The following is a 19,746-nucleotide window of genomic DNA, read 5'->3' as shown; positions in this document are numbered from 1 at the left end:
GATCCGACGCGAGTAAAGGTGCAACAACGGCTACAGCTATCAACTAGGAAATACGAGCGTCGGCCTCCAAAGAACGGAAGCCGGATTTCCTATGGCGACTGGTTTCACCAGCCAGCGGTGGCGAGAACTGTTTCCCGGACGGACTGATGTCACATCAATCGTGGATTTTCAGGTTGCACATCCGCTCGTCGGTAACGCCGGCGATATTCTGCTCGAGCACCAACTAGGGCGAGACGGCGAACGGCCGCTAGTGAACTGGCGTCCTGCCAATGACGAAGCGAGAGCCCGTGCAGAACAACTGGGCTTCGTTCATGTGGATCCCGATGATATGGTACTTGATCCCACCCAGTCCAAACAGTGGAGATATAGGGATGGTGAATGGCAGCGCGCAACCAATTCTTCGATGTATCTCTCCAAAGCGTCGAGCGATGATGAACCTTCATCAGAGCCCGACTCGGATGGAGACTTCATGTGACGTGAGATCTCTACCAATCCATTTGAGGTGGAGCAGAGCGCAGACCAACCGACACCTGCGGCTTACGATCGAGCCTTGGACGGAGCGAAGCCCAAGCCAATTCGGCTCAAGCCGTGAGGTGCACTGTACTGGCGGCGGTTTACGAGAGCTGGTGCCTATAATAGCACAAAAGAAAACCCCGGCTTCCAGCCGGAGTTTTCGACTCCCGCCCGGGCGGGAGGAGCGGATTGCCTATGGCAGGCGCCAGCGTCATTGTGTCCTCGCCATCAGAATGGCTCGGGATCTTTGCGGGTTGCCTGGGTGAGGAGGGTTTCGTTGGCCGTTTTCTTCGTAGGCGTCTCGAGAAGTGTCGGGCCAACTCATCGAGCAACGAGACCATCCACCCGGGCTCGCCGGCATTGGATGCGAAGATCAAAAAATGGAGCAGATGTCAGGACAACTACCTTGCCTTCGTTCAACTCGCGTCAGTCAGGCTATGGCTGCGCCTTAATGAATCCGCGCCCTAACACTACTTTGGCAGATTGTTAGAATTGGGCTTTTTATTAGGATTCTCATCCTGGCTTGGTTGTGATTCAAGCTTGGGATGGACCGATTCGTTTTGACTGACGCCCAATGGGCGAAGATGGAGCCGCTGTGTCTTGGCAAGCCGGGCGATCCCGGCCGGAGCGGCAAGCTGTTTGTCGAAGCCGCGCTGTGGATTGCCCGCACGGGCAGTCCGTGGCGCGATCTTCCGCGCGCCTTCGGCAACTGGATAACTGCGTACACCCGCTTTCGCGACTGGGCGAAGGCGGGCGTCTGGAAGCGCATGTTTGATGCGGTCTCAGACGAGCCGGACATGGAATATGTCATGGTCTGTAGAAGTTTCGACTTAATCTGACGGCAAGGTTTGAACTGGCAGGGAATGGAGCTGCGGGCGAGCAGGAGCGCTCACCCAAAGGGCGCTCCCGCGCAGCCCGCGGCGTCTCACAGGGAGACGTTACCATGACCCAGGAACAGAAGTCATTCGCGCGAAAGTCGGCATGCTGGAATTGGCCAAGCAGCTCGGCAACGTCAGCCAGGCTTGCCGGATGATGGGCTATAGCCGCGACAGCTTCTACCGGTTCAAGGAACTGTACGACAAGGGCGGCGAGCTGGCGCTGATTGAGATCAGCCGCAAGAAACCGGTCCTGAAGAACCGTGTCGCGCCGGAGGTCGAGGCAGCCGTCGTTGAGCTGGGGATCGACCAGCCGGCCTGGGGTCAGGTGCGGGTCAGCAATGAGCTCAGGAGCCGCGGCCTGTCGATCTCCCCGTTCGGCGTGCGGGCGGTGTGGCTGCGTCACGACCTCGCCAACGTCAAGAAGCGGCTGACGGCGCTGGAGGCCAAGATGGCCCAGGACGGCCTGGTGCTGACCGAGGCCCAGCTCGTTGCGTTGGAAAGGGCCAAGTCCGAGAAGGAGGCGCACGGCGAGTTCGAGAGCGAGTGCCCCGGCTATTGCGGTGCGCAGGACACCTTCTATGTCGGCAACATGAAGGGGGTCGGGCGGATCTATCAGCAGACCTTCATTGACACCTACAGTAAGGTGGCGTTCGCCAAGCTGTATGATCGCAAGACGCCGATCACGGCGGCCGAACTGTTGAATGATCGCGTGGTGCCGTTTTTCGATGCGCGGGGCATCCCGCTAAACCGGATCCTGACCGACCGCGGCACCGAGTATTGCGGCAATCCGGAGCATCACGAATATGAGCTCTACCTCGCCGTCGAAGACATCGATCACACCCGCACCAAGACGAGGAGCCCACAGACCAACGGCATTGTCGAGCGCTTCCACCGCACCGTGCTCGAGGAGTTCTATCGCGTCGTGTTCCGCAAGAAGATCTATCCGAGCATCACTGCCTTGCAGAGCGATCTCGATGAGTGGATCGCTGCCTACAATGAGGTGCGCCCACATCAGGGGCGCTGGTGCTACGGCAAGACGCCGATGCAAACTTTGCGTGACGCAAGTGCTCTGTCGAGAGAAAAATTGTTGCCGGCTGCGTGGGGTCGCACATGAAACCTTTGTCGGACACCTGCCGCGACAAAGCACTCGCTGTCAGCTCAAGTCCCTTCTTTTACAAAGTTTTCCGTCTTGCAACACTCAGCGGCCTACATTCTCATCCGAGCGCCGATGTTCGCCACACCCCGCAATGGCAAGCTTGCTTGCGCGCCGATTGGCGATCCTCCGGACTGCGGGCTGATAACCCTCCCGAAAGGAGTGTTCTCTCCAGGCTCCATGCTTTTGTAAGATAGAGCTTGATGGGGCTCGGCGCTGCTCAGGCAGTCCGCCAAGCCGATGGAGGCATGAGCGCTGTCACCGGATGGCTCACCGCCGCAAGACGATACCTCACCGGATCCCCAGTCGAGCCATCTGCGCTGAAGCGTGCTCCGGATCGGGGAGGGGCTGCCACGGCTGGCCAGCGGCGGTGCTTAACAAGGACTTGCAGAACACAGGAGTGAGCCTGCCGCGATGGATCACGACATTGTCGTGCCCCTCGGCGGCTCGAGCGCTCTGCCAGTGCCGATTGTAGCCGCGCTGTTCGTCGGACTTGACGTGGCAAGCGGCGAATTCGCGATCGCCCAGCGTTGCCAATTGCCAGGCATTTACCGGGCGCTTGGTATGGATGTGCACCCACATCGGCCTTGGCATCGCACCGCTGCGCAGCGCCCTGGGCTGCAGCTTGATTTCGAATAGCGTCCCCGGCTCTCCCTTCAAGGCGTGCGGTGGATCCACTGACGCCAGTTCTCCCGCTTCCCGCAACTGTTCTAGGTATTCTTGCGATGGAAACGCATAGGTCTTCGTGCAATCGCTTGTGATTGCTGCCTTTCGCGCGTTCAATGAGCTTGCCTGTCCCTGAACCTCGGACCACATCCTTGTCAGCCGGACTATTTTTTCGTGCACTTCAGGCACTTGCGCAGGCGTGAGCAGGCCTCGCCGGCGAGGCTCCTCCAGCGCGGCTACACAGGCCTCAATCTCGGAGGACTGCGTCTGCATGCGCTTGATGACGACATCCAACACGTGTTCGGCGTCCTCGGGCTTCATGTGGCGAGCTTGCGAGGCGGCGCTTTGCTGAGCCGGCAGATCGAACTGCAGCAGCTGGTCCAATCGCTCAAGTAATCCCGGCAGTGCTTTCCTGGATGGCGGAGCCATCCACATCTGGAGGTTATCGGCCGCAGCGGATGACGCGCGTGCCTGCTCCGGAGTGGCGAGTTTCTTTGTACCGAGATCCGAGAGCACGATGACCTTGCCCGCCGGGGCCGTCGCCGCATCGGGCCTAGCGAGTTGCGGCGTGGCGGGGCTGGCCGTCGAACTCCCCTCTCCTGCGGCTGCTGCGGGCCTTGCTTTGCCCGTTCTGCGCGCCGGACTGCCTCCGCCCGCTGGGCCAATATTATCCGGAAGCGCAGCCCAAGCCGGCGGTTCAATCGTGGCTTGCGTCTTTGGCTGCAATGCCAGCAGCCGCATGACTTCGTTCGCCGTCACCCACGCAGCTTCCACGATCTGGTCCAGCAACGGCAACGGAAGGTCAGTTTCCGTTGCAGTCCCCCTCAGGCTGTCAAGCATGCCGCTCAGCCCCGATGCAAATTCCGAAAGTCGTTCCATGACTCCTTCCAGAACGGCGCGATGCTCCGCTTCGAGCGCCGCTCCATCGCTGTACAGAACGGCTTGGGCCGTCGAGACGAACGCCGGAAAAACATCTCCGATGAAGGCCCCGAGCAGGCGCACCCTCCCGCTCTCATCCATGAGGGCGTCGCGCACGTCTGGTTCCAACGTGCTCGCTTGCGAGTTGACTAAAAGCTCCACGAGAGCGATCCGCGATTGCAGATACATGCACTTCGTAAAGAGCGCCCAGCCCGTATGATGCCTTAGTGCGGCATCTTCGGCCGTGCGCATGGCGGGCGTGCTGCCTGGAAGGTGGGCGGTAGCGGCACAGACTGACTGCATCCGCTCACAGCGCAGCACCTTCTTTCCCCACAACTCCATGCATGCTGCATAGTGGTTCGCAACGCTTGTAAACAGTCGGCTCAGCTGTGCAGGCGAGGCGATGTCTTTGAGGCTGTCGAGCACGCCTTGTGCTTTCTTTCTGCTCTCCTCCAGCTCGTAGATAATCTGGGTCGCCACTTCATTACATTCGTCAGCCTCCCTCACAGTGTCATCGCGGAGCCGGCGAGCCCGATCGTTTGGCAGAATTCGGCGCGCCAAATCGGGTGGCAGACTGGCGTAGTACGCCAGAACTGTTGCGCCTGCTTTGACGACCTGATCCATCAGATCTTGTCTCTCCGGCAAGTTCCGGGCATGCCCGGCCGCTCGGCGGCAAGCTTCAAGTTCCTCAAGCAGGCTGCTCAATTCTCGCTTTGCTGCCTTTATCTCCTCCCTCGTTGGCGCCGCTACGTCCGAAGTTGGCGGCGGGTTCGCAAGCGTCGCCGCTCTCACATCAGGCTCAGACCGTATCCGCCCTACGACGGCATCGAAGGACTGATCGCGTTCCCCAGGGAAGAGACCAGACTCCGGGCTCGAACGGCTCGATTCCCTAATGCTTTCGGCTCCCGCGGCCTCAAGCTCTGATGGACCAGCTCGGCCAATGCCTTTCATGCTTCATCTCCGGATAATTGAGGGTGCGCAGCCTGTCTGGATAGGCCGACTGGCTGACGACTAGCTGACCAAGAGCATTCATCCGGATGCGCAAGGAAGAAGATGCGGCCTTGTGTTCGACTTCTATCGCAGCTTCCATGCTGCTGGAGTAACCGCGTCAGTTCCGGTGTCATCAGCTGAGACGCGAACAGGCCAGACGCCCCCTTATAGAAAACTGACAGCTATAGAAAAATGACAGTCGCGTGCACCAAGCATTCGCCTCACGTATCGTTCTTCACGGGCGATTCAACGTCTGCCCGGTTATAAATAGCTGCCGACAGAACCTTCGCTTCTATCCATTCATCTGCGCAGTTTGAAGAAGCCAAGATAGTTCACATCAATCCACACCCACCGCACACCGGCGGTCGAGACTGTCCCGATCATGGCCTAAGCTTCAATCCGCACGGGGAGAGCGGAATAGCCGTGCACGAAGTTAGATGCAATTCGCTCGGGTTCGCCGACGACCTTGATCTTCAATCCCCCATCCAAAATCTCTTCCCAGAGGACTCTCAACTGCAGTTCCGCAAGGTGTCGGCCAAGACAGCGATGGATTCCGAATCCGAACGAGAGGTGTTGCCGCACATTCTTGCGGTCGATCACGAAACTGTTGGCGTTCTCAATGACCTCTTCGTCTCTATTGCCGGAGATGTACCACATGACGACCTTGTCGCCTGTCCTGATCGGTTTTCCCCCAACGATGCTGTCTATAGCAGCAGTGCGGCGCATATGTGCGATCGGCGTCTGGTATCGAATGATCTCAGACACGGCGCTCGAGATCAACTTGGGATTGTCAGTTAGTTTCCGCAGTTCGGAGGGGTACTGGCTCATGAACAGGAGGCCGCCGGTAATCGAGTTGCGCGTGGTATCATTGCCGCCTACGATCAGTAGAATGAGGTTCCCAAGAAACTCAGTTGGCTCCATATGGCGTGTGACGGGTGAATGCGCCATCAAAGAAATCAGGTCGAGGCGTGGCTCGGCATTGATGCGCTCGTTCCAAAGCCGTGTGAAATAGTCCAGGCACTCCGACAAGATGGTGCTTCGCTTGTCCCAGCTGTCGATGGCATAGCCTGCTTTAGGAGTTGTAACAGCTGCGTCCGACCAATAGGTCAGGAGTCGCCGATCCTCAAATGGGAAGTCGAACAGCGTGGCGAGCGTTTGCGTCGTCAACTCTATGGAGACCTTGGTTACCCAATTGAAGACTTCATTACGCGGCAAGCCATCGAGAATCATCCGGACCCGAGAGCGGATCAAGGTTTCGAGCCTCGTCAGGCTTTCCGGCCCGACGATCGGACTCACCGTGTTGCGCTGCTCGGCGTGCTGGGGAGGCCCCATCTTGATGAAACTTGGGGTCCAGTGCTTATCAGGCACCTCGACAATAGTGACACCTTGCTGTGACGAAAACGCGTGGTGGTTTGTGTCGACCGCTACGATATCCCGGTATTTCGTTATTGACCAATATGGACCATGAGCGCTATTTTGACAGTAGTGAACGGGATCTTCTCTTCGCAACCGCTCGAAGCAACCCCATATGCTGTCGTCTTGAAAGCGCTTGCCCTCGCTTACATCCAGCTCGCTGAGCGGGATAATATATCCATCATCCGCTCTATGGATTTCCAATCGCCTGTTCATAACATCTCCGCAGATTTTGTTCGCGAGAGCTTACGGATCCAAACTTACGATTCACCGGTTTGAGCTGTCGTGGCGTTTGGCTGTGACAAGCTACCCGAACAGACTATCTCAAAGTGCGGCTAGCCAGCCCTACCATGTCGGGCAGTAAGGATCGCATTGACTTTCCGGCTCCATCTACTCAATGGATCGCTGAGAGCTGTCACCACCGCTGGCCTCGCCGTTTCCGGGAACGGCATCGGCGTCAACATAGTGGCTGTCGTTGCCCTGACGGCGAAGGAGCTGGTCCGGCTGCCGCGGCTAGGTCCTGTTCTTCCCAGTGACACCGTCCTGCGCCGCCCTAACAGAGGCCGCCGACGAACGTCATCGCGCTGCCCGATCGCTATCTGAGCGCTACCGCGCGAGCCCAGCGCGAAACTTCGCCTTCATTGAGGGCTCCTACAACCGAACTTGGCTTCATTCCGCTCGCATATATCGCCCCAATCGACATGGAGCTAAGAGCCACCTAACCCCGTCTACTTTTTCGGGCGAAGATCTATGAGTAATCGACTCGCTACGACTGCTTAGGCAAATCGATCCAGATATCCTGAGCACCATTTAGGAGCGTATCCTGATCTGGAACATAGATGCTATCGGAAACCGTGAGGCCATGAGCCATTGCAGCCCCAATAATTAAGAATGGGAGCTTGACCTGCTCTAAATCTTTGAAATTATCAGCGTCGACAATCCGAACAAACTCGAGTCTAAACTGTCGAAACTCTATCCGAGATGTCGCCGACGCGACCAGATCCTTCACGCTTGACGCTCCTCGGGCGATCTCTTCTCTTGAACGGTTGAGTGCCGTGAAGAGACAGGACAGCTCATCAAGCTCGGAACGGTTAAATCGCCTCAAGCGCGACGAAATGGGCACTCCGTTCTTGTATCTCACGGTCGGCACAAACCTTATCTCGCAATCGAGAAGCAGGTCTGCGACGGCGCGCTTTACCAGGATCGCCTGACCTATATCTTTCAGGCCGAAGTAACTGCGAGTTGGCCTCGAATAGCAGATCCAGCGGATTGCTCCAGTAACGGCTTCCTTCAAATAAGTTTCAGGCCCCCCTAAACGCAAATCACAGTCACCTTGCGATACATACGTTCGATAGCCGACCGGGAACATTTCGGTGTCGCTCGACGAAATCACGGCAGTTGCTCCTGAACGTAGGGCAAGTCCAATATCATCGTCCAAATTGAAATCGTAGCTCCCACCTGGTCTAAGCTGGATCTTGTTCGGGTACACTGTGACGATCGCGACATCATTCTCCAATGCCGCTCTTCTAATCAGCTCTGCATGCCCAAGATGCAGGGCGCCGAGAGTGTGGACCGTTCCAATCGTCTGACCTGTTCTCGCGACCTCCCGGATGAACGCCTTGCCTGCGGAAAGACCTGTCAGATGCATCTTCTTACTCCGCTTTTTGAACGCCAAAATAGTGGCGCGTTCGGATCTCGGAAGGCGCGCCGCCCAGCGTCTCGTGGGCCGCGCACGCCAACGAGCACCAAAGAGGTTTTACGCCCTCTCACACCTCGACCACCGCACGAACTGTCCAAAGCTCGCGCGCACTGTTCTTGCAGCTCCGAAGCAGTCAGGTTGACCCTTCTCGACCCCGTCTGATCACCGATGAGAATTCAGCCAGATAGCTTGATGGTTCGCGCGGCTGCCGCCCCTCCAGAGCGACCTGCAGTCCCCGACAACGGTCGGCGAAAAATGGTGGCTCGAAAGTGGTTATCTTAGCGCCCGAAAAGTCCACCTTTACGAAACTGGCCTGGAACGGCGATATCCCACTCAGGTTCGCATCGCGCAGGGACGATTGGTTCATGCGAACGTATGCGGCTCGCGTTGCCTCCAGGTTACTTTCGGTCATATCCGCGGCGAGATATGCCTGAACGAGATTTGATCCCTCGAAATTTGCGTGATTCAATGCCATTGATTGCGGCGGATCACCGGTGATCATCGACCTGTAGAGGTAAGCTTGGGATAGGTCCGCATGCTCCAGATCGCAGTCGCGCACAAAGGCGCAGCGGCCGCGAAAACCGGTGAATTTGGCCGCTCGCATTGTGCTCTCTGTTATCGAAATGCTTTCACCTGATGCGCTAGATAGATCCGCCCCATTCAGCTGACAGGAGTGAATAGATGCACCGGTAAGCACGGCACCCACGAGGTTCGCGTCGGACAGGCCTACGGACAGAAGCCGCGCCTCGGTCAAGTCTGCCTGTTCCAGCTCCGCTCCCGCAAGATTTGATAGGTGAAGATCAGCGAATGGGGCGCTCAGGGCTCTCGCCCGAATCCGCCCGCTCACCTTTGAGAGTCTCAGATACGGAAGATGAGCGCCCTCTAAGACGAGACCATCGATCGAGATGGGACGCACGATCGATAAACAGTCTCCCTTCGACTGAAAGAACGAGCAATCCGCCAGATGCGCCTTCGTGATCGTGACCTGGCTCAGCTTTGCGAAGCGGAAGGACGCTGAAGGGAGGAAGCATTCATTGATGGTTGAGCCCTGTAATTCCGCGCCGTCGAATACAGCATCACTCGCGTCGCACTGGTAAACGAGGAGCCCGCTGAGCATCGCGTTGTCAAAGCGTGTTCTTTTCATGCTGCAACCGTGAAAAAGGCTGCCGGTTGCATCGATTACATTGCGCAGACTGGCATCATCGAAGTTGCAGACCTGCGCTGCCATCGCATGCATATAGGCAAAATCGAGCTTGGCCCCCATGAAACTTGCCCGCTCTAGCCCCGGACAGATAAGGTTCGCCTCAGAAAGATCTACTCGATCCAACTTTGTTCCGTAGAGCTGCGCGCGATTGAGGGTACAGCGTCGCAGCGGGAAATCTGATAGGTCATGACCGCTAAGGTTCTCGGAGGATAGCTGCAAGCCAATCCCGGTCCTTCTGATTGCCTCCTCGGTTCGCCTCCTAACAGCAGCAACCGCCAGCAGCCGGTCGGCAGCCCGGCTCCAGTACCGAACGAACTCGCCATCTGATGAAAGCTTGTCTTTCGGATCTGAGTAGTGCTCTGCCCCTTCATTCACGGTGCACTCGCTATCAGCGCCGATCCTTTGCGACATGTCGAGAGTTCCGTACTGCCAGGATTACGAGGACCTCTTTGTGCTTGGCATGGACGCAGGCTGCGGGCTTTGTGGCGAACTCGCCGGGGATTTGGTGACACGACGTGTCGACGAGACTCTTATCATGTCGCTGTCCGCGGCGGCCGACGCTTGACCACGTCAGCCGAATTCTTGTCATGCGTGTCCACTGCCAATCGGTGCAATTGTCTACCACACCCACCAACCCTGATCCGTTGTTTGGCAGCGCTGATATGTCCGAAAGTGTGTTTCTTTTCGCCAGCTCTTCGACACTCCACATCACTCTCCATTAACCCGAATGCGCAACATTCTAGGTCTTTCTTCTTGTTCGGAATGGACCCGCGGCTTGCGGGCGGAACAGTGATCGTTCACCTAGCTCTGCACTCAGCCTGGCCTTACCTCATCGGCAGCAACAACCGTGCCAGCCGCATCAGTCGGAATTGTCGAGCTAAATCGGCAGCGTAATTTCCACATGGGCGCAGAATGTTCTGATTCTGACAAACACGGTCCCGCTGACAGAAACCGCATTATGGTCGCTACGCCACCTTGAAAGCAAAAATTCCGACTTCGGTTGCAGGAGGGCAAGAGCCGCAGTCCTTACGGGCACGCAATCGATCAATTGCAATTCGACACTTGCGGATCGCCGGCCTCCTGGTTAGCCAAAGCTCGCGATCGGCTAGGCCTGCTCCGCGAGCCGACGGGTCCATCTATGGGAGAACGAGTTGGGCCGATCGAAGTCGCACCCCCGTGGCTTGTTTTGCGACTAACGCTCGGCGCGCCGACGCGATCCATCGCATCAGTATTCCCAACAATGGATCTTCATGCCACGCGGCCCGGTCAGAGCCCGATGGCCGCGGCATGATCCGGCGTTAGTATCCCCAGCAGCTTCTTGAAGAGCTTTTCAAAGTCCTTCACGGGGAGCCGATGCAAGCTAGTCCAGGCAGGCTGCCCCATGCGGCTCAAGCTTACGGTAAGCGGGCCCTCCCCCGGGCTGCTTCCCCATAACCTTTCATACGGTACTGCCATGAAGCGGAGAGCGACAATGGCCCATCTCGCCAAAACTCTGCTCCGCAATAAACAACAGGCTCGCCGGCACAGACGCAATGGCCACGGGCTTTCTTCAAGCAATTGGGTCTGGTCAGCTGTTCGACAGCTAGGCTTTCTAGCATAACAGCATCTTTATCCGGACTGGAGCCCGACTCGAACACAAATATCTGGACGAGAAGCATGAGCTGGATTGCCGGTCAGGGGCCTGCCGCACGCCTCAACACCGGACGTTCGAGAACCAGACCGGTGCATCTTATACAAACTGCGCCCGTCTCAGTTCCTGCTCCTGATCTGATCAACTTTTGCATGACGATATTGAAGGCCGACAAAAGGAGACCGGAATGGCCCCATTTGACAACGTCAACCCATCCGAGGCTCGGATGCATAACCTCGATCCACAACAGGAAGAGACGGCGCAAGCAGACTTTGAGCATCGGCTTGGAGAGGCTCAGCCAATCCTCGCATCATTAGCTTCACCCGCGGCTGGATCGAACCCGACGGTAACGGACGGCAACAAGAAAGCGCAAGCTATCCCTGAGAACGAACGGTGCGCGGCTGCATCGTTCGTGAGAACGCGCGGTCAGCTTGCCGCAACGTTGACTTGCGCTAACCTTGCGGAACTCAGAAGAGACATCGAACTCGCTGCGCAAAGATCAGCACAATGGCCAAGAGCGACTGGATCGTCAGCCTATCGCGTCGACAGTGACCGCGTTTACGACGACGTGTTGGCATCGTCATACACGGAGCTGCAGCGCTTTCAAAACCACGCCAGCCACTGCAGGCCACATGTGTTGGACCGTCAAAGCGCGATGGCCCATTTGCGTTCCATGGCGGCTTTGCGTTACGAGCAAGCTCCCTGGAATATCTGGGGAGGCCAACGACTAGATCTGGGCCGCGCAGCGGCAGAGCACATGAGGGGCGATACCAATTCTTCGCCTTTTGTGTCACTGTCCGAGGACGCCTCACTACTGCTCGTTTCGCCGGACGACGACAAGGAGTTTGGCGCCAAAGTCATCGCGGAAAACGCGAATGAGTTGCACACCTACACGGTGCCGAGGGTCACAACTTGGACGGCGGAAGACATCGTCAGTATTCTCGAGGATGGAACCGAAAATGATGAACCCGATCTGGCATGGGTGAGTGCTACCCCAACCGAAGAGCGTGAGGTACTATTTCTGGGTGGGAATCTGGACGACTTTCGGACGGCCAGCGCATCGAATCCGTACAAAAAGTCAGGAGCAAAAGGCTGATGACGCAGGCTCCGGAAAGGGTGATTTGCCTTTTCCGATGCTTGGAAAAGTCGAAAACAGCGTTCATGCTATAATCCTCCGGTCCGTCTGCCCGGCGAGGGGGAGCGTCAACAACGCCGGTCCTGGCTGGATCCGCTTAAATATGATGTTCTCACGAGGGCCGCGGGCAGCGCGTGGACGTAGCGAGATCATCTGGACGTTCAACCGAGAGGTATTGGCTCAGCCCCATACGACGACTGCATGAGCCGCCGATCTTCCACCTCAAAGATCGAATGGAGATCGGCGACATTCATGAGTTAGCTGAGCAACAAGTTCAGGCAACTTGATCCTTCCCTGACGAAAAGACGGCTAGAAAGAGTCTGGCAGTCCTGACGATCGAAAAGATCCGTATCATGCCCGGCGAAGCTGTCCACACGATGGAGGATCAAGTCTACGAAGCGCCCGTCTGCTCTGTGCTCTTCGTTACCAGATGAACTTTGCGCCATCCGGCACTTCGCAGATGAATTCGCCTTGATTCGCGAGTTCGGTGGTCCCGACGACAAGTTTGGAGGCTCGCACCGTCAGCTTGCCTTCGCGGCTAAGGCTATGGCGGATGTACTCGGTCACGGCATGTCCGGAGCTGTCGACCGTTTGATGAGCATTGGCGAAGCTGATGCCGCTCTGGCTGGTCACCCTGAAGGCATTGATGACCAGACCGGCCTGCGTCGCCGACGCAGGTTTGCCACCATCCGCGTTGGTACAGTGGGTCATATCGAGGATGAGCTTCACATTCTTCCCCGCTTGGAGGGCTCTGAGTACTTCAGTGTATTTCGGCGAGGGGTCGTCGGCTCTTGCCGGCGCGCTCGCGGCCGAAAGCAAGGACAACAGGATCGTTAGTCCTCGGCCAGTAACCTTCATATGCTCTTCTCCCTCGATAAGTACCGCCGATTGCGGCCTCCAAGTCGTGATGCTCGCGATGCGTTTGGCTGATTCCAGACAACAAGCGCGCTCGTACAAAGCAGCCTGTCGCAACGACGCGCAAGACGTTGTAATGGCTATTCCGACATCACAACCTCGTATGTTAGGTTTGCGGAAGTGGCTTAGCTTCCCGCGCGTCGACTAGACCGGCTTGATCCAGCGTCGTCCGCTTGGAAACAGCAAACCAAACCGGTTGCGCTGGTCCGCCACAGGCCTCTCGAGCGAGAGAATGTAGTTCTCGCCTCTGCATAAGTAGACGATCTACGAACGCGCCTTTCGCCACCTCAAGCACCGGCTCGTCCATCTTGCTGCGCACGGGCTGTCTGCCTTAGATCACGCGTCCACAATGAAGTGGTGGGCGCGTCCTGGCGTGCCGATCCGAACAATCTCAGGCATCCAATAGCAGCCCAATCGAACACCAATGCCAGGAGGCAAACGGCAGCACCGATTTTGATCCGACGCTTCGCGCGACTTCCTTCCGGCTGGCTGTTCGCCATGCTGACTGACTCAATTCGACTCCGTCAAGAGCTGAAACTAAATGGCGCCCTCTCTGGTCTGTCAGCTTCTCGAAAGCTGCGCCTGCAACAATCTAGGCTGGCATCCGGCACTTCGAAGGGAGAGAGATATGAACGTTGATCCACGAAATGCTGTGGACACTCCCTTTGAGGTTCACAACGTGGTACAGCAGGCGCGCCGCGTCCATGGACAACAGGATGAGCTTGGCGCCGAGAGCAGCGCAACGGCACACAATTCCGAAGATCAAGCAAGCTTCGAGCAGCAGCTGAATGACTTGGATATAGACGACCTCGATTCGGCCTACCCGACGCCGCCTTCACTCTGCTTAGCGGCAAATTCCGCGACTGCCACGTCCTCGTCTGCGCCAGCCGAGGCCGCCTCGGAACCCGGTAGCTGCCCAGCCCCATCATTTGTCAGTGCCCGCGCTCAGCTTGCAGCAACACTGACAGGTGCCAATCTTGAAGTGCTTCGCAATGAGATCGACCTTGCCGTGCAGCAGGCGGCGCGCTGGTCACCGGCGAGCGCACCTAGCATTGACCGAGACGGCGTATTTGACGACGTCGTGAGGTCGTCTTATGTCACACTGCGGCGTTTTCAGAATCAGAATAGTGACTGCAAGCCGCATACGGACGAAAACACAAGCGCCATATTGCATGTTCGCAACACGGCTCGGGATCATTCTTCCATTGGAGATCATCCAGAGCGGTATCCTATTGACCGGGCGCGCCAAGCTGGCTGGCATATGCGCGGCAAGACAACAACATCACCCTTCGTATCGTTGGTCGAAGATCCGGCGAAACTCGCCGTTTCTCGCGATCATTGGGCGAGGGCGATCGCCAACAATGCGAACGCACTGCACACCTACACTGTTCCGAAGCACAGTGTCTGGACGCCAGACGACGTGATGAGCAGCATTGCGCTCAGAATGAATGCTGAAGACTACGACAACATCGATGCGGACGTCGATTTGATGTGCTCACTTGGCAGAACGCCAACGAAAGAGACCGAGCGCCTGTTCTTGGGCGGAAACTTGGAAAGCTACCGCACCGGCAGAGAAGAAAATCCCTATAAGCGCGAGAGCAATGAGTAGATGGTCTCTCGGCCAAACCGTTGGGCTGGTTCGTTGGTTTTCAAGCACCCAAACTCCCAAAAGAAAGACCTTGAAGCGGCGTACCAACTCCGCACACGCAGAACAGCTTAAGCTTATGCGGCGACCGGCGGCCCGATCAACTCGCCGGTCGAGCGGCAGAGCGGTTGGGTCTCCGACAAGATGCACTTCCGGCGACGCGAGGATGTCGGACAATCCTCCTCCTGTGCGCGCTCGTTGGAGCATCCCGGCGCCTTGGACATTGTGAGTTCGAACGACATACGAGCTCACGGCTGGCTGGCGGCTTTGGTGGAGTTACGCCGCTGAACGCGCTGCGTCCCTCTCTGTACTCGGTCTGAAATTGGCCGCGCGGTCAAGCAACAGGTGTTTCGGCCGCGATCGCATCGGGCATTCGCTCCCCGCGATAAGCCGCGCTGTTACAAGACAGCCGATCCGTCACCTGGATGCGTTCCATCAAAACAATCGATTTTGCGGAGCGCGCCTAAGAGGCTCATAGTCGATCGCAATATAAGGAGGCCGCATTCAAGATGACGTCTGGCAATCGATTCTCTCCTCAATCCCTTGCCGAACAACTTGGCTCGAGCGATCGACAGTCTTCACCTCGAACGTTGCTTCCTGTTCATCAAGTGGACGTCCACCTCTCGCCACGGTCTCCCCGCTAAATTGACACGCATGAGGCGGATCGGATCGCCCCGCTCCTGGTGTCATGGCTTACCCCGCTTGCCAAGAGCGCCTGCCTCTTCTGCACTCAATAGCGCTTCTGCGAGACGTTTAATTGGACGGACGAATGCTCACGGCTTTGTACACAGCGAGACGGACCGCCGCGCGCAGTTCGACGGCATGGTCGAACTGTGTCGCCGTTGCCTCACAACGATTCCAAACTGAAGGCACCCCGACAAAGAGCATTCAATTGCACTTGAATCTCACCTCGCGTCAGATTGTAGGATTTCCGACAGTCTCGCGACACAGTCCGCTCGTGTGAACTCTTCCTGACGGGTACCAACAATTGCGAACGTCTCAAAAACTCAATGCTCGGCCGATTCGGTTGATCACACTACCCAACTCCTCCTTTTTAGAGCTTGCATCGTTCATCTGCTCTGTGAGGGCTGGGCGAAGCGCCGTCTTCGCAGGCAGACCTGGATCCAGCGCGCGAGAACAACGCGGGCAGTCTTTGTTTCGCCTATGCCGACGAAAGGCAGAGTTCCTGAGCCGTGCACCCGATCCGACGACATGGAGCCGGCGTCGCCGCCTCAGACAAGGCACGACAGCAATGCCGCACGTAATTTGTCCTTCATTGGCAGCACTAGCTCAGTTGGGACGGAGAACGCCTCGGAAGCGACCGAGCATTGGAACGGTTGACATCTTACTTGGATAACGCCGGCAAACGAGAGGACGTCTGTCCCGAAGGACGCGTTGATCGTTTCGTCGCATCTCGGCCTTTTACGCCCCATTGGCCGGCACATAGCGCGCGAAGTGTCTTTAGCGCGGAACACTTGCAATGCCGCGACTTGACGGCACTACGGCCAACAGCCTCGCAAGACTGACCGCGGATCAAGACGAACTGGGAAGTATTCAATGTCGGTTTCGCAAGCCTGTTCGACGACAAATACAGCTGATCTCGCCCGTGCCTTGCTTTCGCTGGGGCAGTCTCGCGCGATCACTACCGCTAGCATTCGCGCAGCGCATGCAGGCATTGCTATGTGCCGCCCACAGATGCATCAGTGCGCCGCCAGGGCTCTCAACCCCGTAAGTCATCGCAGAGCTCTTGCCAACATAACGGATATGTTGAGCTGCGCCGCCCGCCCAGGCGACCCGCCGCGAGCCGTCACATATCCGATGTCAATGGATGCGCATGCATCGGTCGCCTGCCAACAAGCTCTTGCGGGTCGTCTACGGCTTTTCGAATTCATGCCAGACCGGCAGCATCCAGTCGCCGGATCTCTTGGTCAACCCTAACACGCTCAAGTCTTGCCGAGGACGGGCGAGAGGCGATGGATGCGAATTCTCCTGGTTGATCATCATGCGGACTTTGGCCGCGCTGTGAAGGCAACGCTCGTGAATTGCGGGTTCGCGGTGGACGTGACGCCCACGCTGGATGAGGCGTCAGCCGCGCTGGATTGCGCAAACTACCACCTCGTACTGCTGGAGTCCGTCTTGCCGGATGGGGATAGTTTGGACTGGTTGAAGCAGTTGCGGCGCGAAGGACGATCAATGCCGGCAATGATGATGAGCAGTCTCAATGATCTCAGCCGCCGGATCGCGACCTTCAATGCGGGAGCGGATGATTTCCTGCCCAAGCCTGTGTCGATCGACGAACTCATCGCTCGCATGCGGGCCATTTTGCGAAGGTCAACGCAAATGACGGCGCCGGTCGTGACATTCGGGAATCTGCATTTCGATCCGATCGCCAGACAAGTCTCGGTGGGTGGCCGGATCCTGAGGATTGCTCGGCGTGAGGTGTGCATTCTCGAGCATCTGCTCAATCGCGCCGGCCGCACTGTGCCGCGCGCTTCGCTGGAAGATAGCTTGTACGCGTTCGATGACGAGGTTTCGACCAATGCGCTGGAAGTCGGGATTTATCGCTTACGCGCGCATTTGAACCAGGCGGGTGCGACGCTCAGAATCAAGACCGCGCGCGGCGTCGGTTACACTCTTGAACTCGTTGGCACAGCATCGGCTGCCTAGCAGCGTCACTTAAAGGCAACAATCGCTTGAAGGTCCTTAATAATGCCGCCGGCGCTACCCAGCCGCCTGCGATCACCAACCCACAACGCTCTGCCGCTCTCAATCGTCTCTGCTACCTCCTATGCGGATTTGCTTTGCTGTTTCCGCTTGCGGCCTCAGCCGAGACCAAGCGGGACGGCAAAGGAGAGATGCCACGTGCGGCACCCGGCAGCACCACGGGCACGCTCAATATTACCTCGTCACAGGGAAAGACGGTGCATTTGAGCGCACCGGCGGCGACCATTTTTGTCGCCGACCCTGCAATTGCCGATTATCAAGCTCCGTCGAGCAGTACAATTTTCGTGTTCGGCAAAAAGTCCGGGCGGACGAGCCTGTTCGCCCTCAACGAAAACGGCGAGGCTCTTGCCGAGCTGCGTATTGTCGTAACCCAACCACTCGAGGATCTACGGGCCGCGCTCAAGGCCGAGGTCGGCGACTATCCAATTCAGGTCAGCTATACCCCGCGCGGGGCGATCCTTAGCGGTATAGCGCCCAATGCCGATGTCGTTGAGGCTGCGAGGAAGGTCACTGAGCAATTTGTTGGCGCGGGCGCCCCGGTCGTCAACAAGATCCAGGTCGCCGGCTCACTGCAGGTAAATCTCAGCGTGCGCGTAGCAGAAGTCTCCCGCACCGCCGTCAAGGATCTCAACATCAACTTCACCGCCTCGGGCCCAAACGGCGCTTTCCTTGCCACCGGCAAACCGGGAGGGTCCGGCAGGGCTGGCGGCGGCGGCACGATTGGGATCGGGTTTAGCACCGGCAATATCAACCTCAGCGCTGTTCTCGACGCTCTCGCCAGTGAGCACCTCGCCTCAATCCTGGCTGAGCCGAACCTGACGGCAATGTCCGGCGAAGCCGCAAGCTTCCTCGCCGGCGGCGAGTTTCCGATCCCAGTCATGCAGGACAACAGGCAGGTTTCGGTCCAATTCCGGCAGTTCGGCGTGAGCTTGGAATTCGTCCCGACAGTGCTCAGCAACAACCAGATCATTGTCCGTGTGAAGCCCGAAGTCAGCGAACTATCGACCGAAGGCGAAGTCAAGATCAATGGTATGGCGGTTCCTGCCCTCTCGACGCGGCGGGCGAGCACCGTGGTCGAGCTCGCCAGCGGCCAGAGCTTTGCAATCGGCGGCCTCATCAGGCGCAACTTCAACACTGATATCGGCGAGTTTCCCTGGCTCGGCGACGTACCGATCCTTGGTGCGCTTTTTCGCTCTTCATCGTTTCAAAAACGCGAAACCGAGCTAGTTATCGTTGTTACACCTTACATCGTACGGCCGGGATCAAATCCAAGCCAGATAAGTATTCCGACCAACCGCATCGCACCGCCATCAGATGCAGGCCGCATCTTGACGAACACGGTGGCACGGCCGCCTCAAGGCCGCGATGCGCCGCGCGCGAGCGCACCGGGACTGACGGGCAACGCCGGCTTTATCATCGAATGAGGATCGACATATGAACATGCGATATTTGTCCCATTCGATTGTCCTTGCCGCAATATTGGGGGGCTGCGCAAATACTGCGTCGATCCATCCCAATCCTGCCGAACAAGGAGTCCAGGTCGAACAGAAAAAGCGTGTCTTGCTTCTGCAGAGCCTCCATGCCCTCGAAAAGCTTCAGCTGCGTAATTTTATCGCCGACGCAAGTGGTGGCCGGCGGGATGCGCTCCATGTGGATGTCAGCGGCTCCCATAAGCTCATTGCGCAGGTGGCGCACGAAGCACGCGCCATGGGGGTTGTTCCCTCTAACATCCGGCTGTCCGCTTCTCCCCTCAATTTATCGGGCCGTTCCGCCGTCAGGATCGAGGCGATTACGTTTGAAGCGCATCTTCCGAACTGTCCGTCGCTTTTGATCGCAGGACCAGCAGTGGACGACAATTCGTTCGAACCGACTCTTGGTTGCTCGACCAAAAACAACCTGGGAGTGATGGTGAACGATCCGCTCGACCTGGTTGATAATCGGTCTGTCAGCACGGTAAATGGCGATCGCGCCGCCGCTCCTCTTGCTAGTCACTCTACTCTCGCAGCGCGCAACAAGGGCAACGGAGAAGATGGAGCAAGCACGACAGCGCCGGACGCAGCGGGACCAACAACACAGAATGTGCAGCCGCTCCGATAGGCGCTTTAAGCGCTTGTCGGAACCTACTGTGCAGCACCTGGCGCTCAGGCGCACGAGCGATGCTGCAAGGCGCAGAGAAGGCAATTGCGAGCCATCATTTATCCTTTCATTCTACCTTTCCGCTTGGCGATGTCAGGTTTTGGAAAGCAAACGTGAGTAGCGAAAT

The 19,746-nt window shown here is 57.6% G+C and carries 13 protein-coding genes; 8 read left to right on the top strand and 5 right to left on the bottom strand.

Translation table 11 applies throughout. The features are described 5' to 3' along the window. Positions 1-91: 91 nt before the first annotated feature. The 3 genes from ABIA42_RS01200 (at position 92) to ABIA42_RS01190 (ending at position 2,505) form a co-directional block, all read left to right on the top strand. Positions 92-475 carry a hypothetical protein gene (locus ABIA42_RS01200; protein ID WP_011084664.1) on the top strand — a complete coding sequence of 128 codons (384 nt, stop codon included), beginning with the start codon at positions 92-94 and terminating at the stop codon, positions 473-475. Between the two features lie 583 nt (positions 476-1,058). Next, on the top strand, positions 1,059-1,352 hold the full coding sequence (locus ABIA42_RS01195) for an IS5 family transposase (RefSeq protein WP_011084662.1): 294 nt from the start codon (positions 1,059-1,061) through the stop codon (positions 1,350-1,352). Between the two features lie 142 nt (positions 1,353-1,494). Beyond that, entirely contained in the window at positions 1,495-2,505 is a 1,011-nt protein-coding gene (locus tag ABIA42_RS01190; RefSeq protein WP_011084661.1) for an IS481 family transposase, read from the top strand. A gap of 330 nt (positions 2,506-2,835) precedes the next feature. On the opposite strand, the gene ABIA42_RS01185 is transcribed toward ABIA42_RS01190, so the two are convergent. The 4 genes from ABIA42_RS01185 to ABIA42_RS01170 all read right to left on the bottom strand — a co-directional run bounded on the left by ABIA42_RS01185 (position 2,836) and on the right by ABIA42_RS01170 (position 9,845). Next, entirely contained in the window at positions 2,836-5,079 is a 2,244-nt protein-coding gene (locus ABIA42_RS01185) for a hypothetical protein (RefSeq protein ID WP_011084660.1), read from the bottom strand. A gap of 426 nt (positions 5,080-5,505) precedes the next feature. After that, on the bottom strand, positions 5,506-6,747 hold the full coding sequence (locus ABIA42_RS01180; protein WP_011084659.1) for a cytochrome P450: 1,242 nt from the start codon (positions 6,745-6,747) through the stop codon (positions 5,506-5,508). A gap of 550 nt (positions 6,748-7,297) precedes the next feature. Then, a complete protein-coding gene (locus tag ABIA42_RS01175; protein ID WP_011084658.1) occupies positions 7,298-8,179 on the bottom strand; it encodes a pantoate--beta-alanine ligase in 882 nt (293 codons plus the stop codon). Between the two features lie 184 nt (positions 8,180-8,363). Then, complete coding sequence (locus tag ABIA42_RS01170) at positions 8,364-9,845, bottom strand: pentapeptide repeat-containing protein (protein WP_370115782.1); 1,482 nt, start codon at positions 9,843-9,845, stop codon at positions 8,364-8,366. Between the two features lie 1,406 nt (positions 9,846-11,251). Here ABIA42_RS01170 and ABIA42_RS01165 point away from each other — a divergent pair. Then, positions 11,252-12,160 (top strand): hypothetical protein, encoded by a 909-nt coding sequence (locus ABIA42_RS01165; protein WP_014497924.1) that lies wholly within the window; start codon positions 11,252-11,254, stop codon positions 12,158-12,160. A 462-nt stretch (positions 12,161-12,622) separates the two neighbouring features. Here ABIA42_RS01165 and ABIA42_RS01160 read toward each other — a convergent pair whose 3' ends face one another. Beyond that, positions 12,623-13,057 (bottom strand): VirK family protein, encoded by a 435-nt coding sequence (locus ABIA42_RS01160; protein ID WP_011084653.1) that lies wholly within the window; start codon positions 13,055-13,057, stop codon positions 12,623-12,625. Between the two features lie 685 nt (positions 13,058-13,742). Between ABIA42_RS01160 and ABIA42_RS01155 the strand changes: the two genes are divergently transcribed. The 4 genes from ABIA42_RS01155 (at position 13,743) to ABIA42_RS01140 (ending at position 19,580) form a co-directional block, all read left to right on the top strand. Then, positions 13,743-14,723, top strand: a complete 981-nt coding sequence (locus ABIA42_RS01155) for a hypothetical protein (protein ID WP_370115784.1) — start codon at positions 13,743-13,745, stop codon at positions 14,721-14,723. 2,013 nt (positions 14,724-16,736) lie between these two features. After that, positions 16,737-17,426: a response regulator transcription factor gene (locus ABIA42_RS01150; protein WP_011084649.1), complete on the top strand. Its 690-nt coding sequence runs from the start codon at positions 16,737-16,739 to the stop codon at positions 17,424-17,426. Positions 17,427-17,452: 26 nt separating this feature from the next. Then, on the top strand, positions 17,453-18,907 hold the full coding sequence (locus ABIA42_RS01145; RefSeq protein WP_018647881.1) for a type II and III secretion system protein family protein: 1,455 nt from the start codon (positions 17,453-17,455) through the stop codon (positions 18,905-18,907). A gap of 10 nt (positions 18,908-18,917) precedes the next feature. After that, positions 18,918-19,580, top strand: coding sequence for a CpaD family pilus assembly lipoprotein (locus ABIA42_RS01140; protein WP_011084647.1), 663 nt, complete (start codon positions 18,918-18,920; stop codon positions 19,578-19,580). Positions 19,581-19,746 lie beyond the last annotated feature (166 nt).

The sequence above is a fragment of the Bradyrhizobium sp. USDA 327 genome (assembly GCF_041262065.1).
GTDB classification, from domain to species: Bacteria; Pseudomonadota; Alphaproteobacteria; order Rhizobiales; family Xanthobacteraceae; genus Bradyrhizobium; species Bradyrhizobium liaoningense.
Note: the sequence above shows the minus strand (reverse complement) of the source record. Positions and strands in the feature narration are given on the sequence as shown.

Coding starts and splice junctions, on each gene's coding strand:
- ABIA42_RS01175 (WP_011084658.1), bottom strand. CDS start 8,179: ATGCATCTGACAGGTCTTTCCGCAGGCAAGGCGTTCATCCGGGAGGTC.
- ABIA42_RS01150 (WP_011084649.1), top strand. CDS start 16,737: ATGCGAATTCTCCTGGTTGATCATCATGCGGACTTTGGCCGCGCTGTG.
- ABIA42_RS01180 (WP_011084659.1), bottom strand. CDS start 6,747: ATGAACAGGCGATTGGAAATCCATAGAGCGGATGATGGATATATTATC.
- ABIA42_RS01190 (WP_011084661.1), top strand. CDS start 1,495: ATGCTGGAATTGGCCAAGCAGCTCGGCAACGTCAGCCAGGCTTGCCGG.
- ABIA42_RS01160 (WP_011084653.1), bottom strand. CDS start 13,057: ATGAAGGTTACTGGCCGAGGACTAACGATCCTGTTGTCCTTGCTTTCG.
- ABIA42_RS01185 (WP_011084660.1), bottom strand. CDS start 5,079: ATGAAAGGCATTGGCCGAGCTGGTCCATCAGAGCTTGAGGCCGCGGGA.
- ABIA42_RS01165 (WP_014497924.1), top strand. CDS start 11,252: ATGGCCCCATTTGACAACGTCAACCCATCCGAGGCTCGGATGCATAAC.
- ABIA42_RS01200 (WP_011084664.1), top strand. CDS start 92: ATGGCGACTGGTTTCACCAGCCAGCGGTGGCGAGAACTGTTTCCCGGA.
- ABIA42_RS01155 (WP_370115784.1), top strand. CDS start 13,743: ATGAACGTTGATCCACGAAATGCTGTGGACACTCCCTTTGAGGTTCAC.
- ABIA42_RS01195 (WP_011084662.1), top strand. CDS start 1,059: ATGGACCGATTCGTTTTGACTGACGCCCAATGGGCGAAGATGGAGCCG.
- ABIA42_RS01140 (WP_011084647.1), top strand. CDS start 18,918: ATGAACATGCGATATTTGTCCCATTCGATTGTCCTTGCCGCAATATTG.
- ABIA42_RS01170 (WP_370115782.1), bottom strand. CDS start 9,845: ATGTCGCAAAGGATCGGCGCTGATAGCGAGTGCACCGTGAATGAAGGG.